This is a genomic window from Pseudomonas sp. GL93 (assembly GCF_003408955.1).
In the GTDB taxonomy this organism is placed as follows: Bacteria; Pseudomonadota; Gammaproteobacteria; order Pseudomonadales; family Pseudomonadaceae; genus Aquipseudomonas; species Aquipseudomonas paracarnis.
The window spans coordinates 308,380-334,105 of record NZ_NKRF01000002.1 but is presented as its reverse complement, the minus strand read 5'-3'; the positions used below and the strand labels follow the sequence as shown (position 1 = coordinate 334,105).

The window sequence follows — 25,726 nt, the reverse complement described above, 5'->3', positions numbered from 1 at the left end:
TTTTTTACCATGGAAGGGGGATTGATTAATGTTCGCAAAATTGCCGTTGACAGCCATTCGTGCATTTGAATCTGCCGCAAGACTCGGTGGGTTTAAAGCAGCCTCCGCGGAGTTGTTTGTCACCCCGGCGGCAGTATCACAACAAATAAAAACACTTGAAAACTTATTGGGCAGTATGCTTTTTGTACGCACGCCTCATGGTGTTCAACTCACTGCGAACGGTGAGAGGCTATATTCAAAGGTGCATCTTTCTTTTTTGGATATAAGCAGTAGTATGTCGTTGCTCAAGCCCCCCGCCGACTCCAACACACTCCGAGTTTCTACCACGCCGGCATTTGCGTCTTTATGGTTGATTCCTCGGCTGGCGAAATTTTATAGTGAACATCCAGACATTCATGTCAGTGTTGAAACCAGTAATGAAGTGGTGGATTTGTTTCGTGACTCATCTGTTGATTTAGCTATTCGTTGTGGGTTTCGCGATTTTCCAGACTTGTACAGCCACGCGCTTATGCGCGAACAGTTTGGTGTTTTCTCCCACGCCCATTGGAAGCAAGAAGAAGCTGAAGCTTCGTTGAAACTTATAAATATACGTTGGGCTACGGCATCGCCCGCTTCAATTAGTTGGGCGTCCTGGTGCGCGGCTGCGAATCATGAGAGTTGGCTATCAAACGCGGTCTATCGTGAATACAACGATGAGCATTTTGCGCTCCAGGCCGCTATTGCGGGGCATGGCTTGACGCTGGCGAGCACGGTCTTGGCGGCAGACTATGTTGCGAATGGATTGCTGATTCCTTACAGACCCGACATCAAGATTCCGGGCGCGCAGTTTTCAGCCGTGTGCGTGCCGGGGCGTGAGCGTTCAGGTGCCGTAAAGCAGTTTCTGGCCTGGATGGTCAAAGTGATAGCCGCCTGCCATACCGATTACCCTGTCGCTCGGGATGACGCGTCGCAGGCTGTCACTAAGCGCCGAACGTCACTGGCTATTTGATTAGGGTGTGGAGAGCTTGAGCAGGCGCGTTCCTACAACAAACCCTGATCCGCACACACCTTCACCACTTGTTCCCGAAACCAGGTATTGGCGCTGTCCTGCCCACTGGTTTCATTCCATTGCATATCCAGGGTGAACCCCGGCAAACCGTTAGGTGCTTCGCAAACACCGAATGCCGGCGCTGGCGCCAGCAACTTTTGCACGCGGCGGGGCAGGGTGACGATAAAGTCGGTGCCGGCAATCATCTTCAATGCCGCGCTGTAGCTGTTGGCCCGCGCGATCACCTGGCGCTTGCGCGCCTGGCGGGCGAGCCAGCCGTCGATCATATTGGTGTCGGAGGTCCACGGCGTGGGGAATACGTGGCGCCGCTCAACGAAGGATTGCAGGCTGAACGCCGGCTCCCTGGGCGCCGAGCGTTGGTCGCACACGCAGACCAAATCGTCCTCCAACAGCATCTGGGTCTTGAAGTCTTTATGGGCGCGGTGAAAGTGCGGGCCGAAGCAGATCACCAGGTCCAGGCGACCTTCACGCAGGTCGTCGGCGGGGATGTCGGTTTCCAGCTTCTGCACGTTGACGATCACCGGCAGGTCGGCATGGTCGAAGCGCTTCAACAGGCGCGGCAGGATCAACTGTTCGAAATATTCCGGCGCACACACGTTGAAGGTTACCGCCTGTTGGGTCGGGTCGAACGCCTGGCCACCGGCGTGGCACAGGTTGATGCTTTCCAGAATCTTCTGCACATGCTCGTACATGGTGGTGGCCTTGTACGTAGGACGCATGCCTGCGCGGGTGTTGATAAACAGCTCATCTTCAAAGCTGGTGCGCAGCTTCTTCAGGCTATAGCTCACGGTGGACTGGCTGACGAACAGCGTTTCAGACACCTCGGTAACGCTGCTCTGGTCGTAGACGGCGATAAACACCATCAAATCCTGCATATCAAGCTTTCTGAGCAAGTTACTGTTTAGCATCGGTTTCGTCCGTAAACCCTTTGTACCGAACTCAGTACAAGACTGAGCAAAATGTTAACGGAACGCTCGTACCAATAGAAAGCTCTGTAGGACCCTTCAATGTTTTGTGTGGGACAAAAAATGTTTGTAATACGACGTCAGCGGATATGCCGTGCGTAATGCGCCGGGTTGAAACGCATCACGATCAGCAGCATCAGCCCGCTCACTGCCATTAACGACCACCAGGCCCATTCGAAGCTGCCCAACTGGTCGCGGATCATGCCGGCGATCAGTGGCGACAGGCCGGCGATCAGATAACCGATGCCCTGCACAAACGCGGTAAGGCCACCGGCACGGCGCGGGTTGTCGAGGTGGTCCAGGGACAGGATCAGGCTCATCGGGAACAGGCCGCCAATTCCCAGGCCGAGCAGGCAGGGCCACAACAGGCTCCAGTGTTGGGGGCTGAGAATGAGGCCGCAGAACCCCAGGATGATCAGCACCAGCAGCACCGCCACCACGCCGCGTTTATCTTGGCGGCGGTTGGCGATGGCCGGGCTGACCAGGCCGGAGATCACCTCCATGGCGGTCAAGAAACCCAGCAGCAAGCCCGCATTCTGTTCACTCCAACCCTGCTCGACGTAGTACGGCGCCAGCCACGCCAGCACACAGGTGTAGGATGCGGTACCGAGGCCGAAAAAGACCGCCAGCAACCAGGCACGACGGTTGCTGAAAAATGCCTCCTGGGGCCCCGAACCGGCTTGAGGCAATGGCGGCAGGGCCGAACGCTGTGCATACCAGAACACCAGGGCCAACAACGCCAGCATCGCCCAGATCGCCAGACCGATACGCCAGCTGCCGGTCTGGGTTTGCACCAACGGCGAGAACGAAGCAGCCAGGGCCGCGCCGCCCATGATCGCGGTGACATACAGGCCCATGAATAACGAGACATTGGCGCTGAACCGGGACTTGATCAGCGCCGGCATCAACGCCTGGATCAGCGCAATGCCGACACCCGCCGCAATGGCACTCACGATCAGCTCCAGTGCCGAATCCAGGAACAGCCGCGACACAGTCGCCAGCCCAATCACCAGCAGCGACGCCACAATGCTGCGATGCTCGCCCACGCGCTTGGCCAGGCCCATGCCAAAGAACATCGCCAGGCCCATGGCCATGACTGGCAACATGGTCAGTAAGGCGGCGCTGCTGAAACTGAGCGGCACATCCGCGCGAATCGACGCCAATAAAGGCCCCACGGCCGCCATCGACGGACGCAAATTGAGGGCGACGAGCACCACGCTGATCATCAGCCATACGGCGGTGGTGGATTTTGTCTGAACGTTTTCCATGGGCCTGCCTTGAATGAACAAGGGCGAATCAGGCCATGGAGCGTGCAGCGGGGCAAATCAGAAAGTCGCAGGGGCTATTGAAAAAATGCGGATGCCGAGTGGTGAGGTAAGCGCGCAGTGGGCGTCGGCTGTCAGGCCGCCTTCGCGAGCAAGCCCGCTCCCACAATTTGATCGCGGGGCGTCGGGGAGATATGGGTTGGCTGTCAGGCCGGGATTACAGACTCGTCAACTCCCACTGCGCCTGGTCGATTTCAAGCAGCGTCGGCCCCTGGCGATCAGCGGCGGCACGTAAAGCAGTGCGCAACCCTTCAATGCCATGGACGCTTTGTGCCGCGCAGCCCAGAGCCTTGGCCACACCGATAAAGTCCGGCGTGTAGATGTCCACACCCACCGGCTCGATGTCACGGTTGACCATGTACTTCTTGATCTCTTCATAACCCTGGTTATTCCACAGCAGCACGATCACCGGTGTACGGGCCTCCACTGCGCTGGCCAGTTCCGGCAGGGTGAATTGCAAACCGCCGTCGCCGATCAGGCACACCACCGGTTGGCCATCGCCGCGCCCGAGCCAGGCACCCATGGCGGCGGGCAGGGCATAACCCAGGGTGCCGTAACCGGTAGAGGCGTTGAACCAGCGGCGCGGGTGGTCGAGGTTCAGGGTCAGGTTGCCGCTGTACACCGGTTGAGTGGAGTCGCCCACGAACACTACGCCGGGCAGTTCCTCCAGAACGGCGTTGAGAAACCGGGTTTGCGCACGCGTCGCAGCGTCCCACGTTGGTTCCAGCTCCGCCCACAAACGGGCGACGCGTGCTGTGCCCCAGTCGGTAGTGCGCGGCGCCAGCGGCTGGCGGTTGATTTCGGTGAGCAGGGCCTGGGTGGCGATGCGTGCGTCGGCCACCAGTGCCACTTGGGGTGGGTAATTGCGTACGGCCTGGTCCGGGTCGATGTCGATGCGCAGCAGCGTACCGGGAATGTTGAAACCACCGGCGAAGGTGACGTCGTAGTCGGTCTCCGCCAACTCCGTGCCGATCGCCAGCACCACGTCAGCTTCAGCCACCAAGGCACGGGTGGCGAGCAGTGTTTGCGTGGAGCCGATCAGCAGCGGGTGCGCGGCGGGCAACAGGCCCTTGGCGTTAATGGTCAGGGCCACGGGCGCGCCGAGGGCTTCTGCGAGGTGGGTCAGTTCGGCGGCGGCGTCAATGGCGCCGCCACCGGCCAGGATCGGCGGGCGCTTGGCCGCAGCCAGCCTCTGGCTCATCTGCTGCACGGCCGCCGGTGCCGCGCCAGCGCGGGCGACGCTGACAGGCGTGCTGCCCAGCAACGCGTCGGCATTTTCCACCAACACATCCAGGGGGATCTCGATATGCACCGGGCGCCGCCGACCGGCCTGGAACAACGCGAATGCCCGCGCCAGCACGGCGGGCAGTTCGGCCGCTGACATCAAGGTATGGGAGAACGCTGCCACCCCGGCCACCAGCGCGCTCTGGTTTGGCAGCTCGTGCAACTTGCCGCGCCCGCCGCCCAACTGGCTGCGTGCCTGCACGCTGGAAATCACCAGCATCGGGATCGAGTCGGCATAGGCCTGGCCCATGGCTGTGGTGATATTGGTCATGCCGGGGCCTGTGATGATAAAGCACACGCCGGGCTTGCCACGGGTGCGCGCATAGCCGTCGGCCATGAAGCCGGCGCCCTGTTCGTGGCGCGGGGTGACATGCCGAATACTGGAGCGCGCCAAGCCCCGGTACAGCTCCACGGTGTGTACGCCGGGAATGCCGAATACGTGGTCCACGCCGTAGCGTTCCAGGAGGTGCACCAATACTTCGCCGCAGGTCGCCATACAGGTCGCTCTTGTGATGGGGTCGAAGCGCTATTGGAGCGGTTGGCCGGTGGCGGCAACAATGGATAAAAAGTCATACTTGCCATGTCCTCCGGTCATGGCTGCGCCCCAATGAAACGTCTCCCACCTTTACCCGCGTTGCACACCTTCTGGGTCACGGCCCAGTGCTGCAACTTCACCCGCGCCGCCGAACACCTGCACATCACCCAGGGCGCGGTGAGCCGGCAGGTGGCCGGGTTGGAAAGCCAGTTGGGCTATGCCTTGTTTCAGCGCCAGGCGCGGGGCTTGAGCCTGACGGAGGAGGGGCGCGAATGGTTGGCGTGCGCGCAACAGGTGTTTGGCTTGCTCGCTGACGCGGTGGAACACATCGGTGACCGGCGCCGAACCTTGCAGCTCAAAGCGTCCACCTGCGTGATGCGCTGGCTGTTGCCGCGCTTGCTGCACTGGCAAAAAGAGCGCCCGGATGTGCCGGTGGAGCTCACCACGACGGTGGCCTATAACGTCGACTTTCGTCGCGAACAGTTTGACGCGGCGGTGATCTACGGGCCCATCGCCGAGCAGTCGGCCGAGGCGCGGCATCTGTTCGACGAGCGCCTGACACCGGTCTGCGTGCCTGGGTTGCTGGGTAGTCTGCATACGCCGCAGGATTTGCAGCATCACCTGCTGCTGCACCCGACACGGGACGAGCGCGACTGGGCGTTGTGGCTCAAGGCTGCCAATACCCGCTTGAGCGATCCCATCCAACGGCATCACTTCGAAACCTTGGACTTGGCAATGACCGTAGCGTCCCAGGGCACCGGGGTGGCGATGGGCGACAGTGCGCTGATTGGCGAGGATCTGAAGGCCGGGCGGTTGGCAATGCCGTTTGAACTGCGGGTGTCGACGGGGATGGGCTATTACCTGGTGTATCCGCCGGGGAAGGAACCGTCGGCTGGGTTGGTCGAGCTGATGGATTGGTTGGTCAGGGAAGCCAGTGCGTGAGCTGGCTTGCCCGTACATCGCCCTAGGTAGGAGCGAGCTTGCTCGCGAAAAACGTCAACGATAACGCCTACTTCCTGAATGAACGCGGCGCCTGTGAGTTTTTCGCGAGCAAGCTCGCTCCTACAAAAAAGGCAAGCCAGCGTTGGGTCAGTAACCGACCGTAAAGCGCTGGCGCGAGTGCTTCGGTGTTTCCACTTCATCCAGCATGGCGATGGCGAAGTCGGCAAAACTGATCGAGCTATTGCCGTCACTGTCCATCAGCAGCTCATCCTTGCCCAGGCGGAATTTGCCGGTGCGCTCGGTGCCGTCGAACAGGGCCGATGGCGACAGGAAGGTCCAATCCAGGTCCTTTTCCTGGCGCAGCGTCTCCAGGAAGTCAGCTCCGGCACTGGCTTCAGCTTTGTATTCAGCCGGGAACCCTTCGCTGTCGATCACGCGCCCGCCACCGGGCAACAGCAGTGAACCGGCGCCGCCGACCACCAACAGACGTTTCACCCCGGCCTTCTTCACCGGGCCGATCACGGCGCTGGCGGGGAGGGTGGCGAAGTGCGCGGCGCTGAGCACCACGTCGCTGCCGCTGATGGCGTGTTGCAAGGCTTCGGCATCCAGGGCATCAACCTGTTTGACCGTAACGCCAGGACGCACAGCCAGCTTGTCGGTATTGCGGGCGATGGCGGTCACGGTATGCCCGCGACGCAGCGCTTCTTCCAGCAGTTGGCTACCGGCACGGCCGGTGGCACCAATGATTGCGATCTTGCTCATGATGTTCTCCAACAGGGTTAAGGTTTAAAGCCAATTACCACTTCATTTCGCCCTTGGCGACTTTGGCGCTCAGTTCCAGCGAGCTTTCGTCGGCAAGGGTGGGGTAACGTTTTTTCATGGCCGCAATCAGGGCGGCGGAATCCTTGGCCTTGGCGGTTTCGAGGTCGAAGGCCTTGATGTAATCGGCAGTGAACTTGACCGAGGCCAGCGACGGCGTGCCCAGGTAATGGCCCGGCACCACGGTGTTCGGTTTCAGGTCTTCAATGCGCTTGAGGGTAGCCAACCAGTCTTGATGGGATTGCGCGCTCTGGGTATCGGCCATCCACACGTGGATATTTTCAGCGACCACGACACCACCGACCACGGCCTTGATCGATGGGATCCACACAAAGCTGCGATCCGGCTGCGGGCCGTCGAGGCCCACCACTTCAAGCTGCTGTCCTTCCAGGGTCAGGCTATGGCCTTTAAGTACCTGCGGTACAAGGGTCTTGGCCGGTTTGTCCGCGCCCATTTTCGGGCCCCAGAAGGCCAGCTTGTCGGCGACGGTGGCGTTGATATGGTCGACCACCGGCTGCGGCGCCAGCACCTTGGCGTCGGGGAAAGCGGTGGTCAGGGTGTCGAGGCCGAAGTAGTAATCCGGGTCGCCATGGCTGATGTAGATGGTGGTCAGGTGCTTGCCGCTGGCGCGGATCTTCTGCACCAGCTGCTCGGCTTGGCCTTTGCCGAATTGCGCATCCACCAGGATCGCGTCTTTCTCGCCGCTCACCAGCACCGAGCTGACCGGGAAGATCGCGGCTTCGCCTGGGTTGTACACGTCCAGTTTCAGCTCTGCCGCCGCTGCGTGGGCAGCGAAGGCCAGGGCGGCGGTGGCCAGGGTCAAGCGTTTGAAGGTCGAGAACATCGGGCAGCTCCTGCCATCGGTAAGGGATGCACAGAGCTTAGTTGCATAAAACGCGACAAAAAATGCGATGCTGGGACATAGTTTGTTTCTAAAAGCGGGCAAATCATGGATCGTCTTCAAGCAATGCGCGTGTTTGTCACCGTGGTGGACCTGGGCAGCCAATCCGCCGCGGCCGACCACCTTGACCTGTCGCGCCCGGTGGTCTCGCGCTACCTGGCCGAGCTGGAAGACTGGGTGGGCGCACGCCTGCTGCACCGCACCACGCGCAAGCTCAGCCTCACCGCCGCCGGGGGTGAAACGCTACCGCGTTGCCGGCAATTGTTGGATTTGTGTGGGGATATGCAGGCCGCCGTCAGCGAGCCCGATGATGCGCCCCGAGGTCTGTTGCGCCTGAGCGTCAGCACCTCGTTCGGCCAGGCGCAGCTGGGCGCGGCGATTGCCGAGTACGTCAAGCGCTACCCGTTGGTGACGGTGGATTTGCAGATGCTCGATCGCACGGTGAACCTGGTGGACGAGCGCATTGACCTGGCGATCCGCACCAGCAACGATCTGGACCCCAACCTGATCGCCCGGCGCCTGACCGTATGTCGCTCGGTGGTGTGCGCCACACCGGCTTATCTGCGCGAGCATCCGGCGCCGCAGAAAGTCGAAGACCTGGCCCGGCACAATTGCCTGACCCACTCTTACTTCGGCAAGAGCCTGTGGCATTTCGAAGAAAACGGAGAGCACGTGTCGGTGCCGGTCCACGGCAATATCACGGCCAACGAAGCCAGCACGTTAATGCGCGTGACGCTGGCCGGGGCAGGGGTGGCGATGCTGCCCAGTTATCAGGCCGGTGAGCTGATTCGCAGTGGGGAGTTGGTGCGCTTGCTGCCGCACGCCGAGCCACGACAAATGAATATCTATGCGGTGTACGCCTCACGCAAACACATGCCCTCGGCGCTGCGCAGCCTCCTGGATTTCCTGGTGCTGCGCTTCCCCGAAGAGCCGGTGTGGGACGTAGGACTCTGAGGTGAAATAAGCGCGCTGAATGGCAGCGCATCATGGCAAGTTGCCCTGACTGACCTATGCTTTAAACAGCACCCTGTAGATCCGTTCAGAGGTCTGTGCCATGAGCATCAAAACCAGAAAGTACCTGACGATTTTCACCCTCTGCGCATTGGCGACAGCGCTGTATGGGACTGCCGCCTACCGCGTCGAGCAAACACGCATGCAGCCGGCGGCGTTCGCCATCAGTTGCCATCAGGACCAATGCGTTCCCCGCACCGGCAGTTTCAGTGCGCTCAGGTAGGCTGCTCTGCCTTCAGTTGTTCACGAAACGCCTTGGGTGAGAACCCGACTCTGCGGCGAAACAGCCGTGAGAAGTTGGTGGGGTCGGAAAAGCCCAGCACCTCGGACATCTCGTTGATGGTCATGCTGGTGTAGGTCAGCAGGCGCTTGGCTTCCAGCAACTGGCGGTCATGCATGATCTGCAACGCCGGTTGCCCACCCAACTCCCGACACGTCCCGTTCAAGTGTGAGACCGAGATGCCCAGCTTGTGGGCCAGGTCTTCAATCTTGGGGTGTTCGCGGTAATGCTGTTCGACCAGTTGCGTAAACCGCCGAAAGTACTCACGACCCCGCGGTGCGCGTGGGTGGCGGCGCTGGATCGCCTGGCGGCTGACCCACACCAATAACACGCTGACCAGGGCGTGCAGCATCATGTCCCGTGCCGGTTGGTCATCGGCGTATTCGTCCTGCAAGCGTACGAACAGGCTGTTCAAGTAGTCGCTGTCCTTGCCCGCCGGGTAGCTGCCGAGTGTGTGCAGGCCATCGACGGTAGAGCCCAGTTGCGCCTGCAAGTGGCTGACCAGCGGCGCCGAAAGCGTTACCACAAACCCTTCCACATCCTCGGAAAAACGAAAGCCATGCACGCACAGCGGTGGTAGCACTTGCAGGCTCGACTCGTTAAGCGTGGTGCGCTGGCCTTCGATTTCCAGCTGTGCCTGGCCTTTGTGCACATACAGCAACTGGCACAGGTCCGCGTGCCGGTGGGGCTGGATTTCCCACTGGTATTCCCGACTGCGCCGGGAAATGGTTTCGCAGTGCAACAAATCGGGAGTCGGCCACTGCTGGCTTTCCCCGTAAAGCTTGAAGACCGGAATCGCGGTTTTGGTCATGGTTTCAATCCGATACTCAGGATAATGGTTCGGTAATCGCCCCGATTGGCGAAAAGCACAGGTTTTGACGCAGTTTTCACCTTCTTATGCGGCTCGCTCAAGTGAAAAATGTCAGCCACAAGACCAATGACAACTCTTTCACTCCATACGTTCGCGTGAAGCTTGAAGGCCATAAAAATAATGAAAACCCTTAACACTCAAGTCGCCATTATTGGCGCCGGTCCTTCCGGATTGCTGCTCGGCCAGCTGTTGCACAATGCTGGCATCCAAACCCTTGTTCTAGAGCGTCAGAGCGCCGATTACGTGCAAGGCCGTATCCGCGCCGGTGTGTTGGAACAGGGCATGGTCGACCTGCTGCGCGAAGCCGGGGTCAGCCAACGCATGGACACCGAAGGTTTGGTGCACGACGGGTTTGACATTGTCCTCAATGGCCAACTCACCTCCATCGACCTCAAGGCCTTGACCGGCGGCCAGTCGGTGATGATCTACGGCCAGACCGAGGTCACCCGCGACCTGATGGCCGCCCGCGCAGCCGCCGGTGCCATCACCCTGTACGAAGCCTCCAATGTTCAACCCCATGACCTGAAAAGTGAACAGCCGTGGCTGACCTTTGAGCATGAAGGCCAAGCCTACCGCCTGGAGTGCGACTACATTGCCGGCTGCGACGGTTTCCATGGCGTGGCCCGCCAGTCGATACCGGCGCAAGCGCTGAAGGTGTTCGAACGCGTCTATCCCTTCGGCTGGCTGGGCGTGCTGGCCGACACGCCGCCGGTACATGCCGAACTGGTGTACGCCAAACATGCGCGGGGTTTTGCGCTGTGCAGCATGCGGTCGCCGATCCGCAGCCGTTACTACCTGCAAGTGCCGCTCGAAGAAAAGCTGGAAGACTGGTCGGATGAGCGTTTCTGGGACGAGCTGAAAAACCGCCTGCCCGGCGCATTGGCTGAACAATTGGTGACCGGCCCGTCGATCGAGAAAAGCATCGCGCCGCTGCGCAGCTTTGTGGTGGAACCCATGCAGTACGGGCGCCTGTTCCTGCTCGGCGATGCCGCGCACATTGTGCCGCCCACCGGTGCCAAGGGCTTGAACCTGGCGGCCAGTGATGTGAGCACCTTGTTCCGCATCTTGCTCAAGGTGTACCGCGAAGGGCGCCTGGACTTGCTGGAAAAATACTCGGCAATCTGCCTGCGCCGGGTGTGGAAAGCCGAGCGGTTTTCCTGGTGGATGACCTCGATGCTGCATCAGTTTCCCCAGGCGGACGCCTTCAGCCAGCGCATTGCCGAGAGCGAACTGGACTATTTCATTCACTCTCAGGCCGGGCGCAAAACCATCGCAGAAAATTACGTCGGCCTTCCTTACGAGCCTATCGAATAGCCTGCTATCGTATCGAGCATTCCCACCGGTGACCGTTGCCTGTGGGCCCTGCTCGAAGGTTCTGCCGTGACTCACCTCAATCAGCCCGCTCCAACCGTCCCCGCCGTGCGCAGTATCCTGGTCGCGCTGATGATGGCGATCTTCCTGGGTGCCCTGGACCAGACTATTGTCGCCGTGTCCATGCCGGCCATTTCCGCACAGTTCCATGACGTCAACCTGCTGGCCTGGGTGATCTCCGGCTACATGGTGGCGATGACCGTGGCGGTGCCGATCTACGGCAAGCTGGGTGACCTGTATGGGCGCCGGCCCATGATGCTCATCGGCATGGGCGTGTTCACCCTGGCGTCGCTGTTTTGCGGCCTGGCGCAAAGCATGGAACAACTGGTGCTGGCGCGGGTTCTGCAGGGCATCGGCGCTGGCGGGATGGTCTCGGTGAGCCAGGCGATCATTGGCGACATCATTCCTCCTCGCGAACGGGGACGTTATCAGGGGTATTTCAGCAGCATGTATGCGGTGGCCAGCGTGGCCGGGCCGGTGCTGGGCGGCTATATGACCGAGTACCTGTCGTGGCGCTGGGTGTTTTTGATCAACCTGCCGCTGGGTGCCGGCGCCTGGTACGTGGCCCACCGCACCCTGGTGGGGCTGCCGGTGCCGCAGCGCAAGCCCATCATCGATTACCTCGGCACGGTGCTGATGATCATCGGCCTGACCGCCTTGTTGCTGGGCATCACCGAAATCGGCCAGGGCCATTCGTGGCGTGACGATCAAGTGCTGGGGTTGCTGGCCTGCGCACTGCTGGCGTTAAGCGCGTTTGTGTGGCACGAACGCCGCGCGCGCGAACCGCTGCTGCCCATGCACTTGTTTGCCAACCGCAGTGCGGTGTTGTGCTGGTGCACGATTTTCGTCACCAGCTTCCAGGCGATTTCCCTGACGGTGCTGATGCCCCTGCGTTACCAGACCGTGACCGGCGCCGGTGCCGACAGCGCGGCCCTGCACTTGCTGCCCTTGGCGATGGGCTTGCCAATGGGCGCGTATTTCGCCGGGCGCATGACCTCGGTTACCGGTCGTTATAAACCGATGATCCTCAGCGGCGCGGTGTTGAGCCCGCTGGCGATTCTCGGCATGGCCTACAGCGCGCCCCAGGCGGTGGTGCTCACCAGCGTATTCATGCTGTTGTGCGGCATCGCCGCCGGTATGCAGTTCCCGACCTCGTTGGTGGGTACGCAGAACTCGGTGGAGCAACGGGATATCGGCGTGGCCACCAGCACCACCAACCTGTTTCGCTCCCTGGGCGGGGCAGTGGGGGTGGCCTGTATGTCGGCGTTGCTGCTGGCGCTGTTGCACGATTCCAGTTTCGCCCATTTGACGAGCGGCGCACTGATGGCCGAAGGCAGTTCTGGCAACGTGCTGCTTGACGGCCTCAACGCCGCACCCGGCCCGGCGCAGGATGCCCTGCGCGGCGAGTTGGCGGTGACGTTTCGGCATTTGCTGATGGTGAGTGCGGCGGTGTCGCTGCTGGGGTTGGCGGCTGCGATAGCGATGCCCAACCGGGTACTGCGCGGTCGTGAAGACAAAGCCCAATAACGGTTAATCGCCCACTGTAGGAGCGAGCTTGCTCGCGAAAAATATCAACGATAACGCGGGCTTTCTGAGTAAACGCGGCGCCTTTGAGTTTTTCGCGAGCAAGCTCGCTCCTACAAAAAAGCGCTGCCCCCGCCCACCGTTTTATTGCAGTTCACATCTTGGATCAGGGGCTGTAATACCCCACCGCAACCATGAAATGCCCGCTCTTGCGCACATAGGCGTGCTTGTTCTCGACCTTGCCCGTCACCGGGTTTTTCCAGCGGTATTTGTATTCGCCCTGGTCCTGCTCGGCCATCATCTTGAGGATCGGCACACCCACCGGTTTGCCATCCGGGTCCTTGATCTTGGCAAAATCGGTGTTGATCAGGCGCAGGTTGGTGCCATGGGCGACGTAGCGCCGCGTGTTCAGGTCCACCACGAACACGTAGAGATCATCTTGCAGGAAGCCGCCCTGCAAGGAGTTGATCGCCTTGAGCGTGCCGGTTTCATCCTTGACCAACGCCTCCACCGCCTTGTTGCGCAGCGCCCGTGCCTGTTCCGGCGTGGCGCGCGGCAAGTAATAACCGACCGCCAGGATGCGTTCGCCCACCCGCTGATAAAACACGTGCTTATGTTCGACCTTGCCGTCATTCCAGTTCTGCCAGCGATAGTCAGCCTGCTGGATACCCTGGCCTTCCGGCACGCTCAAGGCTTGTTTGAACGAGGCTTGCAGGTCGGGCCCGAGTACCTCGGACACGTCGCGACCGATCAGCGCGGAGGAGGGCCCGCCACTGGCCAACAGCACGCCTTGGGTATTGACCACAAACACATAACGGTCCTGGTCGATAAACTCGCCCTGACGGCTGAAGGCGGCGAACGCTTTGTCACCTTGCTTGTGGTAGTACGCCAAGGCCTTTTCCAGCAGGGCCTTGGCGGCTTGGGCATCCGCTTCCTGTGCCGTGGCGGCATGCACCTGGCTGCAACACAACAGCAGCAGCCAGGTGAATCGGAGCAGTCTCTTCATTGACCCGTCCCTCGTTCTTGTTGGTGTGCCAAGAGCGTAGACGGTTGGCGGCAAATCAGAAGGGTTTGGTCGGCAGGTATTTGCCGTCCAGGGTGATGACCGCACGGGAGCCGCCGTCCGGGTCTTCAACTTTCTTGATGTCCAGCTTGAAGTTGATGGCGCTGATGATGCCGTCGCCGAATTGCTCATGCACCAGGGCCTTCAAGGTAGAGCCGTAGACCTGCAGCATTTCATAGAAACGGTACATAGTTGGATCGGTCGGCACACCGCTCGGGAAGCTGCCGCGCAGTGGGACGCTTTGCAGCAGGCGGCTGGCGTCCTCGTCGAGGCCGAGTTTGCCGCACACGATGTCGGCCGCCTCCTTGGGCAGCGGGTGCTGGCCGAGCAGCGCGGCGGTGACGAATGCCAGGCTCAGCCCGGTACCGTCGGTGAGGTCCTGCCACGACAGGTTTTTGCGTGCCTTGAGGTCGATAACGGTGTCGGCCAGGGCCAGGCGTGGGGTTTGGGCGAATTGGGAGTGCAACATGGTGACGTCCTCTTGGGTTGAATAGGGTTCAGGCGGCGTGGGCGCGGGTGCTGGGATGGTCGAGCAGGGAGACGAAGCGCCCGGTTTGCCCGTCCAAAGCGTCGATGCCGCCGGTTTCGATGTCGTACACCCAGCCATGCAGGTTCATCCGGCCTTGTTCCAGCGCCAGGGCGACCGAAGGGTGAGTCTTGAGATTAGCCAGTTGGGCGACCACGTTTTCGCGCACCAACGAATCCAGGCGGGAAGCGTGCGAGGCATGCGTACGGGCGGCATTGATCACCTTGGCCGACTCGGCATGGCGCAACCAGTTGGCCACGGCGGGCAGGTGGTCCAGGCATTTGCAGGTGGAAATCGCGGTCATCGCGCCGCAGTCCGAGTGCCCGCAAATCACAATGTCGCTGACGCCCAGCACCGCTACGGCATATTCGACTGTGGCCGACACACCTCCCGGCTCCGGGCCGTAGGACGGCACTATGTTGCCGGCGTTACGGATGACGAACAGGTCACCGGGTTCCTGCTGGGTCAACAGCTCAGGGACTACACGGCTGTCAGAGCAGGACACGAACAAGGTGCCGGGGTTTTGCGTGGTCGCCAGGTGTTTGAACAAGTCACTGCGAGGGGTAAAGGCTTCACGTTGGAATTTGCGAAAGCCGTCGATGAGATGCTGCATGGTGGTTCTCCTTGCGTCGCTGATGGGGCAAGGATGGAAGTTTTCTGCTATAGCGTCCAAGACCGGTTTATGATGCTATCTATAAGCCATGCCTATAGTTGGAGCGCTGCCCATGCTGTTGCGTCATATCCGTTACTTGCTGGCCGTTGCCGAGCACCGCAACTTCACACGGGCTGCCGAAGCGCTACATGTGTCGCAACCGACCTTGTCGCAGCAGATCAAGCAACTGGAAGAAAGCCTGGGCGCGCCACTGCTGGACCGCTCCGGGCGCAGTGTCAGCCTGACCGACGCGGGGCAGGCCTATGTGCGTTATGCGCGCCTGGCCTTGCAGGATCTACAGGCCGGCACCCGCGCCATACATGACGTGCAGGACCTGCGCCGAGGGCATTTGCGCCTGGCCATGACGCCGACCTTCACCGCCTACCTGATCGGCCCGCTGCTGGCACGGTTCAATGCGTTGTACCCTGGCATCACCCTGAGCATTGAGGAACTGACCCAAGATCGCATCGAAGCCGCCCTGGGCGAAGACCTGCTGGATATCGGCATCGGCTTTACCGGCGAGCATGGGCTGGAGATCGACTGTGAGGCGCTGTTTGTCGAAGAACTGAGCCTGGTCGTCAGTGCCAGTCATCCCGAACGCACACAACGGGCCTGGCTCGAACAGCCCCTGGTGCTACTGAACACAGGCTTCGCCACCCGCCGCTATATCGACGACTACTGCCACCGGCAAGGGGTTAAACCGCAGATTGCCATGGAGGCCAATTCCATCAGCGCGATTATCGAAATCGTGCGCAGCACGCCGCTGGCAACCATCCTGCCCCGCGCACTGGCCGAGGCCCAGGCAGGCTTGCATGCCGTGGCGATTGACCCACCGTTGCCGCAGCGCACCGCGGCATTGCTGAGCCGCAAGGGCGCGTATCGCAGCGCTGCGTGTGCGGCGTTTGTAGCGTTGATCAAGGCGTAGGACCGGACTGGCGCCCCAGGATCCAACTGTGGCTTGCCTGCGATGACGGCCGGACAATCAACACCGATCTACCTGACACCCCGCATTCAAGGCGCAGCCAACCACTGCCCCACAATCCCCGCATACGCCCCCGTCGCCACACTCAAATGCAACCACTGATCCACATAACTCTTCCAGGCCACATCATCGCGCGGCAGCAGGAAGGCTTTTTCACTGTACTGCATCGGTTGCTCCGGGTTGACCGCGCACAACCCAGGCTTGAGCTTCTGCTGATAACGCGCCTCGCTGGCGTCGGTAATCATCACATCGGCTTTGCCCGCCAGCAGCTCATCAAAAATCGTCACGTTGTCATGCAGGCGAATCTGCGTCTGGCCCAAGTGCGCACGGGCAAACACTTCGTTGGTGCCGCCCGCTGGTTCGATCACTCGCACCTGGGGCTGGTTGATCTGCTCCACCGTCTGGTAGCGCTGCACATCGGCGCAGCGCACCAGTGGGATCTTGCCATCGACCCCGAGCGACTGGCTGAAGAAGGCTTTTTTCTGACGCTCCAACGATACGGAAATACCGCCCACCGCGATGTCGCAGCGTTGGGCGAGAAAGTCCGGCATCAGGGTTTTCCAGGTGGTAGGCACCCAGGTGATCTTGGCGTTGAGGCTCTTGGCGAGGGACTCGGCCATGGCAATGTCGATGCCTTCATAGCCGCCGTCGCTGCGCAGCGAGGTGTAAGGCTTGTAGTCGCCGGTGGTGCACACGGTGAGGGTGCCGCGCGCAATCACTTCATCAAGGCGAGATGCAGCGGTGTCGGCCTGGGCGACATTGGCCAGGCTTGCCAGTACACAGAGGGCCAGAGGCGCTTTCATGGGGTCGAATCCTTAGGGCACGGTCGAAGCAGCCATAATGCCCGTTTTTTGTAGGCGCGAGCTTGCTCGCGAAGAACCGGAGTGCGCCGCTGTGCACCAGGCACCCCGCGTTATCGTTAACGGTCTTCGCGAGCAAGCTCGCTCCTACAGACAGAATGTTTAGCCAAACTGCAACCAAACTCCGTCAAGCCTGAATTTACCCGCGTATCCCCGCGTGTGACGCTCAAGTCTCTCTATCACTGTGAACCGCGCATGCACGCTTGCCCCGACACTCACACCGCGACATTGCCGTCTGCGCTTGCGTTCTGGGCTCTGTTCCATTGCCGACACGCGCGCCCGCCAGATACCTCTCTCCTACGTTGATCTACCCCCATGGATGACGCGCACCTGTGCGCATCTGCCCGGCGGCGCCTGCGCGCTTGCCTGACGCAAACGTATGAGAATTCCCATGAGTGTTTTTGCCAGCCTGCATGAAGCCCAGACCTTCCTTGAACAGAACCCCGACATTGAGATGTTCGAGCTGTTTATCCTCGATAACAACGGCGTACCGCGCGGCAAGCTGCTGCACCGCGACGAACTGCTGGCGGTGTACGAAAGTGGCCGGCCCCTGCCCAGCACTATCCTCGGCCTGACTATCAATGGCGATGATGTAGAAAACTCCGGGCTGGTCTGGGAGGTGGGGGATATCGACTGCCGCGCCTACCCGATCAGCGGCAGCTTGCAGCGCATGCCATGGCGCTTGATCCCCACCGCGGCGGTGCAAGTCAGCATGCACCCCACCGAAGGCCTGCCCGCCACCGTAGCCGACCCCAGGCACCTGCTGGCCAATGTTATCGAGGCGCTCAAGGCCGACGGTTATTACCCGGTGATGGCGGCGGAACTGGAGTTCTACCTGCTCGACCAAAAGCCCGACAGCAACGGCCGCCCACAACCGGCGCGGGATGTGGACGGCAAGCGTCCGCGCTCGACGCAGGTGTACGGCCTGCGCGAGCTGGAGCAGATCGAGCCGTTTCTTGCCGACCTCTACAGCGCCTGCAAACTGCAAGGGATTCCGGCGCGCACGGCCATCTCCGAGTATGCGCCTGGCCAAGTGGAAATCACCCTCGAACACCGCACCGACGCGCTGCAGGCGATGGACGAAGCCGTGCGCTACAAACGCCTGGTCAAGGGCGTGGCGCACAAGCATGGAATGACCGCCTGTTTCATGGCCAAGCCGTTCGACGACCTGGCCGGCACCGGTATGCACATGCACGTCAGCCTGGCCGATGCCCAGGGCAATAACCTGTTTGCCAGTGAAGCTGGCGACGGCACGCCATTGCTGCGCCAGGCCGTGGGCGGCATGCTCAGTACCTTGCTCGATTCACTGTTGATGTTCTGCCCCAACGCCAACTCTTATCGACGCTTCCAAACCAACAGCTATGCGCCGCTCGCTGCCACCTGGGGCGTGGACAACCGCACCGTCAGCCTGCGTGTGCCCGGTGGCCCGGCTCAATCCCGGCATATCGAACACCGCATCTGCGGCGCCGACGCCAACCCCTACCTGGCGGCCGCCGCGATCCTGGCCGGCATTCATCGAGGTATCCGCGAACAGCTCGACCCTGGCGCCCCGGTGGAAGGCAACGGCTACGCCCAGGCCAAGGAACTGCTGCCCACCGACTGGCTGACCACCTTGCGCGCGCTGGAAACCTCCCGCTGGGCACCGGGTGCGTTCGGGCGCGAATTCCTCGGCGTTTCCCTGGCGGTCAAACGCGCCGAATACCGCCAGTTCATGGGCGAGGTAGGGGAGCAGGATTGGCGCTGGTACTTGCATCAAGCGTGACCGGTTTTAGTGGGGGGCTTTCGACCTTTTTTTCACGTTGCGGGGGTTAAGCTGCGGATCAAGGTCGTTTACTACCGTTTCATTCACATGAGCCCGCGATGTCGCCACAACCTCCATCCTCCATCGAGACCGAATTCACTGAGCGCTATGACCGTGAGCATGCCCGGGGCTGTGGCGACCCGCGTCCGCCCAGGCTGTTGCAGCGCCTGTCGGCGTGGCGCGATGCGCGGTTGGTACGCCAAGCCCTGAAGGTGGCGGGGGAGCCAGGGCTTATCCTCGACCTGGCGTGCGGTTCCGGGCGCTTCTGGCCGGTGCTTGCCGAACATGTCAACCGCGTGATCCTGGCCTCGGACAACTCCCAGGCGATGCTCGATCACGCGCGCACCCATCACCCGGGCGGGTTGCTCAAACGTGTCAAAACATTCCAGGGCTCGGCGTTTTCCATTGGTCTTTCGGCGAATGCGGTGGACTGCATTTTCTGCCTGGATTTGTTTCGCCATGTGCCCGACAGTGATGCGCGACTCATGTTGTTGCACGAGTTTCACCGCGTCAGCCGCGACACGGTGATTGTCGCCGTGAACGTGGGCACGCCGGTAGAGAGCGAGTTTCGCCAAGCCGGCTTCAAAATCCTCCATTACCAAGAGTTCCTGCCGGGCTCGCGGCGATGGTGCGTCTACGTTTTGCGTAAGAGAGGATAACGCCCGTTTGTCGGACTATTCTTCATCTCCTATCGGAGTTTTCATGATGGCGTGTGCACTGCGGATGCTCGCAAGCCCCTTTCGCGATATATACTGCGCGCCATTCTTCAAGGGAGAGCCGTGTGGCCATCGATATTCACTGGATCTGCGACAACGATAGCCTCGGCCAGCATTGCGCCGAATGGCAGCAGTTGCCATTCGTCGCCCTCGACACCGAATTCATGCGGGTCGACACCTTTTACCCTATTGCCGGGCTGATCCAGATCGGTGATGGCGTGCGCGCTTACCTGATCGACCCCCTGACCATCGACAATTGGCAACCTTTGGCCGCCTTGCTGGAGAACCCAGCAGTGATCAAGGTGGTGCACGCCTGCAGCGAAGACCTGGAAGTGCTGTTGCGCCTAACTGGCAGCTTGCCAGTGCCGTTGTTCGACACCCAATTGGCGGCGGCGTACCTCAACCTCGGTTTCTCCATGGGCTACTCGCGCCTGGTGCAGGCGGTGTTGGATATCGAGTTGCCCAAGGGTGAAACCCGCTCCGACTGGCTGCAGCGGCCATTGTCGGAGACGCAGATCAGCTACGCCGCCGAAGACGCGGTGCACCTGGCCGAGGTTTACACGCGCCTGCGCCCGCAACTGTCGGACGACAAATACGCCTGGGTATTGGAAGACGGCGCCGAACTGGTGGCCAACCTGCGCCGTGAGATCGACCCTTACGAGGTGTACCGCGACGCCAAGCTGGCGTGGAAATTGTCCCGTGCCCAACTCGCGGTGCTACGTGAACTGTGCGCCTGGCGCGAGCAGCAGGCCCGTGCTCGCGACTTGCCGCGCAACCGCATTATTCGCGAACACTCGTTGTGGCCCCTGGCCAAATCCCAGCCGGATAACCTTGCCGCCCTGGGCAAGATCGAAGACATGCACCCGCGCACTGTGCGCCAGGACGGCCAGTTTTTGCTGGACCTGATCAAACGCACCGGTAGCGTGCCCATGGACCAATGGCCGCCTGCCGTGGCTGAGCCTTTACCCGTGGACGCTGCAGCGTTGATCAAGCAACTGCGGGCCCTGGGCCAAACCTTCGCCGAGCGCCTGGACATGGCGCCGGAACTGATGCTGCGCAAGAAAACCCTCGAAGCCCTGGTTAAAAGTGGCTACCCCGATGGGCCTTACCAATTGCCAGACTCGCTGCGTGGCTGGCGCCGCGAGTTGATGGGCCAGGCGTTGCTCGACAGCCTGGCCAATGCCGGAGAACAGCCTTGAAACGTATTTGCTCCATCTACCGCAGCAAGAAAAAAGACGGCATGTACCTCTACGTGCTCAAAAGCGATGCCCTGGAGCGCGTGCCCGAGCCGTTGATGGAAGCCTTCGGCAAGGCGCATCACGCCTTTGACATGGTGCTGACGCCGGAGCGCAAGCTGTCGCGCGAAGACATCACTGTGGTGCTGGAAAACCTCGACAAGCAGGGCTACCACCTGCAAATGCCGCCGGCCGAGGACGAGTACATCGAGCACTTGCCCGAAGAGCTGCTGCGCCGCAACGACCCGATGTGATCGACCAGTGCCCGGCTCAGGGCACCGTTTCAATGGAATCGTATTAGAGGACGGTGGCCGTAAGGATGCGGGCGGCCGTCTGCACTGTTTTTTCAAAGGTTTGAACCATGCGTGTTCTGATTGCTGAACAGGATCATCCGCTCTACGCCCAATTGCTCAGGGACGCCGCCCCAGACCTCGAAGTGCTGACCAGCGGCGACTCGGCCGAACTGTCGCGCCTGGCCGCCGACTGCCCGGTGTGGCTGGGCCAGCCCGATCTGTTGGCGACCCTGCTGCGCCAGGGCCATCACCCGCAATGGCTGCAATCGACATGGGCGGGCATCACGCCGCTGCTGGCCGATGGCTTGCCCCGCGACTATCGCCTGACCCGCGCGGTGGGCATTTATGGCCAGGTCATGGCCGAGTTTGTCCTCACCTACATGCTGGGCCACGAGCGCGAAGTGCTGGCGCGGTTGGTCAGCCAGGTAGAGCGCAAGTGGGATAACCGCATGGGCCAGAGCCTGGCCGGGCGCAAGGCGCTGATCGTCGGCACCGGTGACATTGGCCAGAGCGTGGCCGAGTTTCTGCTGCCATTCGGCGTGCAGCTGTATGGCATCGCCAGCCAGGCCCGCGAGCAGGCGCCGTTTATCGAAGTGGCCGGGCTCGACCAGTTGGGCCGGCTGGTGGGGGAGGTGGATTACGTGATCAACCTGCTGCCCAACACGCCTGATACCCATGATCTCTACGACGCGGCGCTGTTCAAGCAATTCAAGCCCACCGGTTTGTTTATCAACGTCGGACGTGGCGTGGCGGTGGTGGACGCCGACCTGGTCGAGGCGCTCAAAGAAGGGCACCTGGCCGGCGCGGTGATCGACGTGTGCCGCCAGGAGCCTTTGCCGCAACGCCACCCGTTCTGGACGGCGTGGGGCCTGCTGTTGACCGGGCACAGCTCGGCACCGACCTCACCGCCGATGATGGTGGAGTTGTTTGTACAAAATCTGCGTGCGTATCAGGCCAAGCAAGCGCTGCGCGGGGAAGTGGATTTCGAGCGCGGTTACTGACAAAACGCGGAAAAAATGTGGGAGCGGGCTTGCTCGCGAATGCGGGGTGGCGGCCACCCAATGTGTTGACTGATCCACTGCATTCGCGAGCAAGCCCGCTCCCACATTGAGTGTATGCAAGGCTTAGAGGCTGAAGTCCCCCTCGGACACCAGCTCGCTCAACGGCTTGCGCGGGCTCGGTACTTCGCGCCCTTGCAGGTACTCCGGCAAGCTCGACTTGTCACCCAGCTTGCCCACCGCCACGGCCGCATGCAGCGCATAACCCTGGGGAATCTTCAGCTCCTTTCGGGTCAGTTCCTGATCGAAGCCGGCCATGCCGTGCGTGTGCCAGCCACTGAGGCTCGCTTGCAGCGCCAGGTGGCCCCAGGCCGAGCCGGTGTCGAAGGTGTGCCACAGCGCCGGGGTTTCTTCTGTGGCGCCGGGGGCGATGAAGTCGGTTTTCGACGCGATGATGACCAGGGCCGACGCATGTTGCGCCCAATTGCGGTTGAATTCATTCAGCAGGCCCAGGAAACGCTCCCAATCCGGCGTGTCACGGCGCGCATACAGAAACCGCCACGGCTGCGAGTTGTAGGCAGAAGGCGCCCAGCGTGCCGCTTCGAAGAAACTCAGCAGCGTCTCCTGCGGGATGCTCTCGCCGGTAAAGGCGCGGGGCGACCAGCGCTCGGTAAATTGGGTGTGGATCGGATAATCGGCAACGCGGGAGTTATTGCTCATGGACAGACCCTGATGAAAAAAACGGGATTCAAAACTACTGCGCCCACCCAGGCCTGACAAGTCTTGCAACACCGTCAGTCGTAAGCGCTTGGCCCCAGCGGGCTTGGGCACTAGACTGGCGGCCTTTTCACCTTCCGATACTGATGCAGAGCCATGGCCGCCAAAGTCGAACCTTTCTGGATACGCAAAACCCTTGAGCACCTCGACCAGCAGGAGTGGGAGTCATTGTGCGACGGCTGTGGCCTGTGCTGCCTGCAAAAGCTCGAGGATGAGGACGACAACAGCGTCTATTACACGCGTATCGCCTGCAAACTGCTCGACCTGAAAACCTGCCAGTGCACCGATTACCCCAACCGCCGCGCCTCGGTGCCTGATTGCATCCAGCTCACGCCGGGCCAGGCCGATCAGTTCAAATGGTTGCCGCCGACCTGCGGTTACCGCCTGGTCAGCGAGCGCAAGGATTTGCCGCTGTGGCATCACCTGGTCTGCGGCGACCGTGACGCGGTGCACCACGAACGCATCTCCCAGTCCGGGCGCATGCTCAGCGAAGGCAGCGTGCCCGAGGACGACTGGGAGGATTACCTGATTTTCCGCGCAGGCTGAACGAGGAGTGTGTATGAAGGTGGCCGCCAAGTGGGCAGCGGGCCTGGTCGTGCTGGCGCTGAGCGGGCCGGGCTGGTGCGCGAAGAAAGTCGACCTGGATTACCACGTCAAGCTGTTGCCCCAAAGCCAGCAGGCCGAAGTGCGTGTCAGTCTGTCCCAAGGCGCGGCGGTACGCAGCCTGAACTTCGACCTGGGCCGCGACGGTGACTATAGCGACTTCAAGGCCGATGGTCAGTGGCAGGTCACAGGCAACCGTGGCCTGTGGCAACCCAGCGCCGACAAGGCCAGCCTGACCTACCGGGTGCGCCTGGCCCATGCGCGCAAGCCCGGGGTTTATGACACACGAATCACGCCCGGCTGGGCGTTACTGCGCGGCGAAGACCTGGTACCGGCCGCCCGTCTCGACCAGCAGGACGGCGTCGAGCTGGTCTCACGCCTGATGTTCGAACTGCCGACGGGTTGGAAGAGCGTCGAAACCGCCTGGCCGCGCATCGGCCAAAACAAATTCCGCATCGACAACGTGTCCCGCCTGTTCGACCGCCCCACCGGCTGGATGCTGGCGGGCAACCTCGGCAGCCGCCGCCTGCGCCTGGGTGAAACCGACGTCACCGTGGCCTCGCCCAAGGGCCAGGGCATGCGCCGCATGGACGTGCTGACGTTGCTGACGTTTGTCTGGCCCCAGGTGGAGGCCGCGTTCCCGCGCCATCCCGGCAAACTGTTGATCGTCGGTGCCAGTGACCCGATGCGGCGGGGCGCTTATTCGTTACGCGATTCGATCTACCTCAACAGCCGCACGCCGCTGGTTGGCGAAAATGGCAGCAGTCCGTTGCTGCGCGAAATGGTGCAGGCCATCGGGCGTTTCAACGACCACGACAGCAGTGACTGGATCAGCGAGGGTTTGGGCGAGTACTACGCGATTGAACTGATGCGGCGTGCCGGCGGCATCACCGATGAACGCTATGCGGCGATCCAGGCGCGGCTGACCAAGGAAGGCAAAGACGTCACCACGCTCAAAGGCGAGCACGTCAACGGCGCGACGCTGGCGCGTTCGGTGGTGGTATTGCAGGAACTGGACCGTGAGATCCGCGTGAAGACCCACAACAAACGCTCCCTGGACGATCTGGCGCAGGCGGTGATGCGGGTGAACAGCATCAACACCAAAGAGTTCGTACAGTTGGCCGAGAGTGTGATCGGTGAGTCGTCGGTGGTGCTGGACAGCAAACTGCTGCGCTGATCCCTAGCCCTGTGCAATTCAAAATGTGGGAGGGGGCTTGCCCCCGATGGCGATGGGTCAGCAAAAAGTAGGCTGCTGACACTCTGCTATCGGGAGCAAGCCCCCTCCCACATTTGAATCTCCAGCATGTCCAAGTCTTAGATCAGGCTTTAGGTTTCACAGCCTTTTCAGCCGCCACTTCAGCCTTGGTCTTCAGGTTCTTCAACTCTTCCCCGGCGCGCTCGATTTTCGTGCGCACGCTGTTCATTTCCTGGCGGCCCTGTTCCAGTTTGTCCTTGAGCGAACTGTGCCCGGTAAAGCCACGGGCCAGTGCCACGCCACCAATCGCCACCTGGATCAAGCCGAAAATCCCGCCGCGGCGCAGGCCTTTACCCACCATCATCACTCCGCCGGCCACTGAGCCGATGCGCTCCCAGCCATGCACGTTCTGGGTGGGTTGAGGCTTCAACGGGGTGGCTTCGATGATAGGTCGCAAGGTTTTGCTGTCGCTCATGATCAGTCTCCAACAAGGGCAAGTGTTACTAGCTGACTGCGCGCATGTGCCGGATGTTCCCGCAATATCAGTACTTGGGGCCCGAACGGGTGTTGTTGCCCTTGGCCAGGCGGTCATAGAGCACCACGTTGACCGTGGCCGCCAGGTTCATGCGGCCGGTGGTGGGGATGTACACCACGTCCTCGCACCAGTCGCGGATCTCTTTGTCCAGGGAACCGTCTTCGGGGCCGAAGATATACAGCGCGCGGTCGGGGTGAGTGTATTCAGGCAACGGGCGGGCGCCTTCGACCAATTCCACGGCGACCGGGATGCAGCCCAGGGGCAGGATCTTTTTCAGGTCGTCGATGCCGATCAGCGGGATATCGTGGTGCACCTTCTTGGTGTCGGTGATGAAATCCCGGGCGCGCTCGTAACGCACGCCGGTGTAGAACACCGAGGCCACGCCGTAGCAGCCGGCGGCACGCATCACCGAGCCGACGTTTTCGGGGGATTTGGGGTTATACAGACCGATGCAGCTGTAGCGTTTATTGCCCACGGGGAAGGGTGCCTTGAGAAAAACGGCGATTATACGGCCTGGGGGGATGCAGTGCTTGGACGATCGTCATCGCGGGCAAGCCCGGCTCCCACAGGGAAATGCATTCCTACTGTGGGAGCTGGCTTGCCTGCGATGAGGC

Annotated in this window: 27 protein-coding genes; 14 read left to right on the top strand and 13 right to left on the bottom strand. The window is 61.3% G+C overall.

From position 1 onward, the window contains the following. The first annotated feature begins 28 nt into the window (after positions 1 to 28). Positions 29 to 988 (top strand): LysR substrate-binding domain-containing protein, encoded by a 960-nt coding sequence (locus tag CER19_RS01645; protein ID WP_116665151.1) that lies wholly within the window; start codon positions 29 to 31, stop codon positions 986 to 988. 32 nt (positions 989 to 1,020) lie between these two features. On the opposite strand, the gene CER19_RS01640 is transcribed toward CER19_RS01645, so the two are convergent. The 3 genes from CER19_RS01640 to CER19_RS01630 form a co-directional block, all read right to left on the bottom strand. Continuing rightward, positions 1,021 to 1,956: a LysR family transcriptional regulator gene (locus CER19_RS01640; RefSeq protein WP_116665150.1), complete on the bottom strand. Its 936-nt coding sequence runs from the start codon at positions 1,954 to 1,956 to the stop codon at positions 1,021 to 1,023. Positions 1,957 to 2,093: 137 nt separating this feature from the next. Then, positions 2,094 to 3,281, bottom strand: a complete 1,188-nt coding sequence (locus tag CER19_RS01635; RefSeq protein WP_116665149.1) for a cyanate transporter — start codon at positions 3,279 to 3,281, stop codon at positions 2,094 to 2,096. 214 nt (positions 3,282 to 3,495) lie between these two features. Then, a complete protein-coding gene (locus CER19_RS01630) occupies positions 3,496 to 5,118 on the bottom strand; it encodes a 5-guanidino-2-oxopentanoate decarboxylase (protein WP_116665148.1) in 1,623 nt (540 codons plus the stop codon). 111 nt (positions 5,119 to 5,229) lie between these two features. On the opposite strand from CER19_RS01630, the gene CER19_RS01625 reads away from it, so the two are divergent. Further along, positions 5,230 to 6,099 (top strand): LysR substrate-binding domain-containing protein, encoded by an 870-nt coding sequence (locus CER19_RS01625; RefSeq protein WP_116665147.1) that lies wholly within the window; start codon positions 5,230 to 5,232, stop codon positions 6,097 to 6,099. A gap of 147 nt (positions 6,100 to 6,246) precedes the next feature. Here CER19_RS01625 and CER19_RS01620 read toward each other — a convergent pair whose 3' ends face one another. Then, complete coding sequence (locus CER19_RS01620) at positions 6,247 to 6,861, bottom strand: NAD(P)-dependent oxidoreductase (protein WP_116665146.1); 615 nt, start codon at positions 6,859 to 6,861, stop codon at positions 6,247 to 6,249. A 34-nt stretch (positions 6,862 to 6,895) separates the two neighbouring features. Then, positions 6,896 to 7,762: an MBL fold metallo-hydrolase gene (locus CER19_RS01615; protein WP_116665145.1), complete on the bottom strand. Its 867-nt coding sequence runs from the start codon at positions 7,760 to 7,762 to the stop codon at positions 6,896 to 6,898. A 105-nt stretch (positions 7,763 to 7,867) separates the two neighbouring features. Here CER19_RS01615 and CER19_RS01610 point away from each other — a divergent pair, with 105 nt between their 5' ends. Together CER19_RS01610 and CER19_RS01605 are read left to right on the top strand one after the other, a co-directional pair. Further along, the gene (locus CER19_RS01610; protein ID WP_044273488.1) at positions 7,868 to 8,773 is read left to right on the top strand and encodes a LysR family transcriptional regulator; all 906 of its coding nucleotides are present in this window, start codon (positions 7,868 to 7,870) and stop codon (positions 8,771 to 8,773) included. Between the two features lie 100 nt (positions 8,774 to 8,873). Then, positions 8,874 to 9,053 carry a hypothetical protein gene (locus tag CER19_RS01605; protein WP_003189580.1) on the top strand — a complete coding sequence of 60 codons (180 nt, stop codon included), beginning with the start codon at positions 8,874 to 8,876 and terminating at the stop codon, positions 9,051 to 9,053. On the opposite strand, the gene CER19_RS01600 is transcribed toward CER19_RS01605, so the two are convergent. Beyond that, a complete protein-coding gene (locus CER19_RS01600) occupies positions 9,046 to 9,921 on the bottom strand; it encodes a helix-turn-helix domain-containing protein (protein WP_014717471.1) in 876 nt (291 codons plus the stop codon). The two genes, CER19_RS01605 and CER19_RS01600, sit on opposite strands and share 8 nt — an antisense overlap. 180 nt (positions 9,922 to 10,101) lie before the next feature. Between CER19_RS01600 and pobA the strand changes: the two genes are divergently transcribed. Both pobA and CER19_RS01590 read left to right on the top strand, forming a co-directional pair. Then, positions 10,102 to 11,295: a 4-hydroxybenzoate 3-monooxygenase gene (pobA, locus tag CER19_RS01595; RefSeq protein ID WP_116665144.1), complete on the top strand. Its 1,194-nt coding sequence runs from the start codon at positions 10,102 to 10,104 to the stop codon at positions 11,293 to 11,295. 66 nt (positions 11,296 to 11,361) lie between these two features. After that, positions 11,362 to 12,879, top strand: a complete 1,518-nt coding sequence (locus tag CER19_RS01590; protein ID WP_116665143.1) for an MDR family MFS transporter — start codon at positions 11,362 to 11,364, stop codon at positions 12,877 to 12,879. Between the two features lie 163 nt (positions 12,880 to 13,042). On the opposite strand, the gene CER19_RS01585 is transcribed toward CER19_RS01590, so the two are convergent. The 3 genes from CER19_RS01585 to CER19_RS01575 are packed head-to-tail and all read right to left on the bottom strand — an operon-like array spanning position 13,043 to position 15,078. Next, positions 13,043 to 13,882, bottom strand: coding sequence for a cache domain-containing protein (locus CER19_RS01585; RefSeq protein WP_116665142.1), 840 nt, complete (start codon positions 13,880 to 13,882; stop codon positions 13,043 to 13,045). A gap of 55 nt (positions 13,883 to 13,937) precedes the next feature. Beyond that, complete coding sequence (cynS, locus tag CER19_RS01580; RefSeq protein ID WP_116665141.1) at positions 13,938 to 14,408, bottom strand: cyanase; 471 nt, start codon at positions 14,406 to 14,408, stop codon at positions 13,938 to 13,940. Positions 14,409 to 14,436: 28 nt separating this feature from the next. Next, a complete protein-coding gene (locus tag CER19_RS01575) occupies positions 14,437 to 15,078 on the bottom strand; it encodes a carbonic anhydrase (protein WP_116665140.1) in 642 nt (213 codons plus the stop codon). A 112-nt stretch (positions 15,079 to 15,190) separates the two neighbouring features. Between CER19_RS01575 and cynR the strand changes: the two genes are divergently transcribed. Beyond that, a complete protein-coding gene (cynR, locus tag CER19_RS01570; RefSeq protein ID WP_116665139.1) occupies positions 15,191 to 16,042 on the top strand; it encodes a transcriptional regulator CynR in 852 nt (283 codons plus the stop codon). Between the two features lie 86 nt (positions 16,043 to 16,128). Here cynR and CER19_RS01565 read toward each other — a convergent pair whose 3' ends face one another. After that, positions 16,129 to 16,902 carry a transporter substrate-binding domain-containing protein gene (locus CER19_RS01565; RefSeq protein WP_116665138.1) on the bottom strand — a complete coding sequence of 258 codons (774 nt, stop codon included), beginning with the start codon at positions 16,900 to 16,902 and terminating at the stop codon, positions 16,129 to 16,131. A 448-nt stretch (positions 16,903 to 17,350) separates the two neighbouring features. Here CER19_RS01565 and CER19_RS01555 point away from each other — a divergent pair, with 448 nt between their 5' ends. The 5 genes from CER19_RS01555 to CER19_RS01535 all read left to right on the top strand — a co-directional run bounded on the left by CER19_RS01555 (position 17,351) and on the right by CER19_RS01535 (position 22,005). Continuing rightward, a complete protein-coding gene (locus CER19_RS01555; protein WP_116665137.1) occupies positions 17,351 to 18,721 on the top strand; it encodes a glutamine synthetase family protein in 1,371 nt (456 codons plus the stop codon). A 98-nt stretch (positions 18,722 to 18,819) separates the two neighbouring features. Then, positions 18,820 to 19,419, top strand: coding sequence for a class I SAM-dependent methyltransferase (locus tag CER19_RS01550; RefSeq protein ID WP_116665136.1), 600 nt, complete (start codon positions 18,820 to 18,822; stop codon positions 19,417 to 19,419). Between the two features lie 122 nt (positions 19,420 to 19,541). After that, the gene (gene rnd, locus CER19_RS01545) at positions 19,542 to 20,675 is read left to right on the top strand and encodes a ribonuclease D (RefSeq protein WP_073523246.1); all 1,134 of its coding nucleotides are present in this window, start codon (positions 19,542 to 19,544) and stop codon (positions 20,673 to 20,675) included. Continuing rightward, the gene (locus CER19_RS01540; protein WP_014717482.1) at positions 20,672 to 20,965 is read left to right on the top strand and encodes a YcgL domain-containing protein; all 294 of its coding nucleotides are present in this window, start codon (positions 20,672 to 20,674) and stop codon (positions 20,963 to 20,965) included. Before rnd ends, CER19_RS01540 begins: the two co-directional genes overlap by 4 nt. Before the next feature lie 107 nt (positions 20,966 to 21,072). Continuing rightward, entirely contained in the window at positions 21,073 to 22,005 is a 933-nt protein-coding gene (locus tag CER19_RS01535) for a D-2-hydroxyacid dehydrogenase (RefSeq protein WP_116665135.1), read from the top strand. 123 nt (positions 22,006 to 22,128) lie between these two features. On the opposite strand, the gene CER19_RS01530 is transcribed toward CER19_RS01535, so the two are convergent. Next, positions 22,129 to 22,722 (bottom strand): nitroreductase family protein, encoded by a 594-nt coding sequence (locus CER19_RS01530; RefSeq protein ID WP_116665134.1) that lies wholly within the window; start codon positions 22,720 to 22,722, stop codon positions 22,129 to 22,131. Positions 22,723 to 22,875: 153 nt separating this feature from the next. On the opposite strand from CER19_RS01530, the gene CER19_RS01525 reads away from it, so the two are divergent. Continuing rightward, the gene (locus CER19_RS01525; protein ID WP_116665133.1) at positions 22,876 to 23,325 is read left to right on the top strand and encodes a YcgN family cysteine cluster protein; all 450 of its coding nucleotides are present in this window, start codon (positions 22,876 to 22,878) and stop codon (positions 23,323 to 23,325) included. A 13-nt stretch (positions 23,326 to 23,338) separates the two neighbouring features. After that, on the top strand, positions 23,339 to 24,559 hold the full coding sequence (locus CER19_RS01520; protein WP_116665132.1) for a hypothetical protein: 1,221 nt from the start codon (positions 23,339 to 23,341) through the stop codon (positions 24,557 to 24,559). Between the two features lie 142 nt (positions 24,560 to 24,701). On the opposite strand, the gene CER19_RS01515 is transcribed toward CER19_RS01520, so the two are convergent. Both CER19_RS01515 and CER19_RS01510 read right to left on the bottom strand, forming a co-directional pair. After that, complete coding sequence (locus tag CER19_RS01515; protein ID WP_019818260.1) at positions 24,702 to 25,052, bottom strand: DUF2892 domain-containing protein; 351 nt, start codon at positions 25,050 to 25,052, stop codon at positions 24,702 to 24,704. Positions 25,053 to 25,119: 67 nt separating this feature from the next. Next, positions 25,120 to 25,587 (bottom strand): RNA methyltransferase, encoded by a 468-nt coding sequence (locus CER19_RS01510; protein WP_116665131.1) that lies wholly within the window; start codon positions 25,585 to 25,587, stop codon positions 25,120 to 25,122. Positions 25,588 to 25,726: the final 139 nt, after the last annotated feature.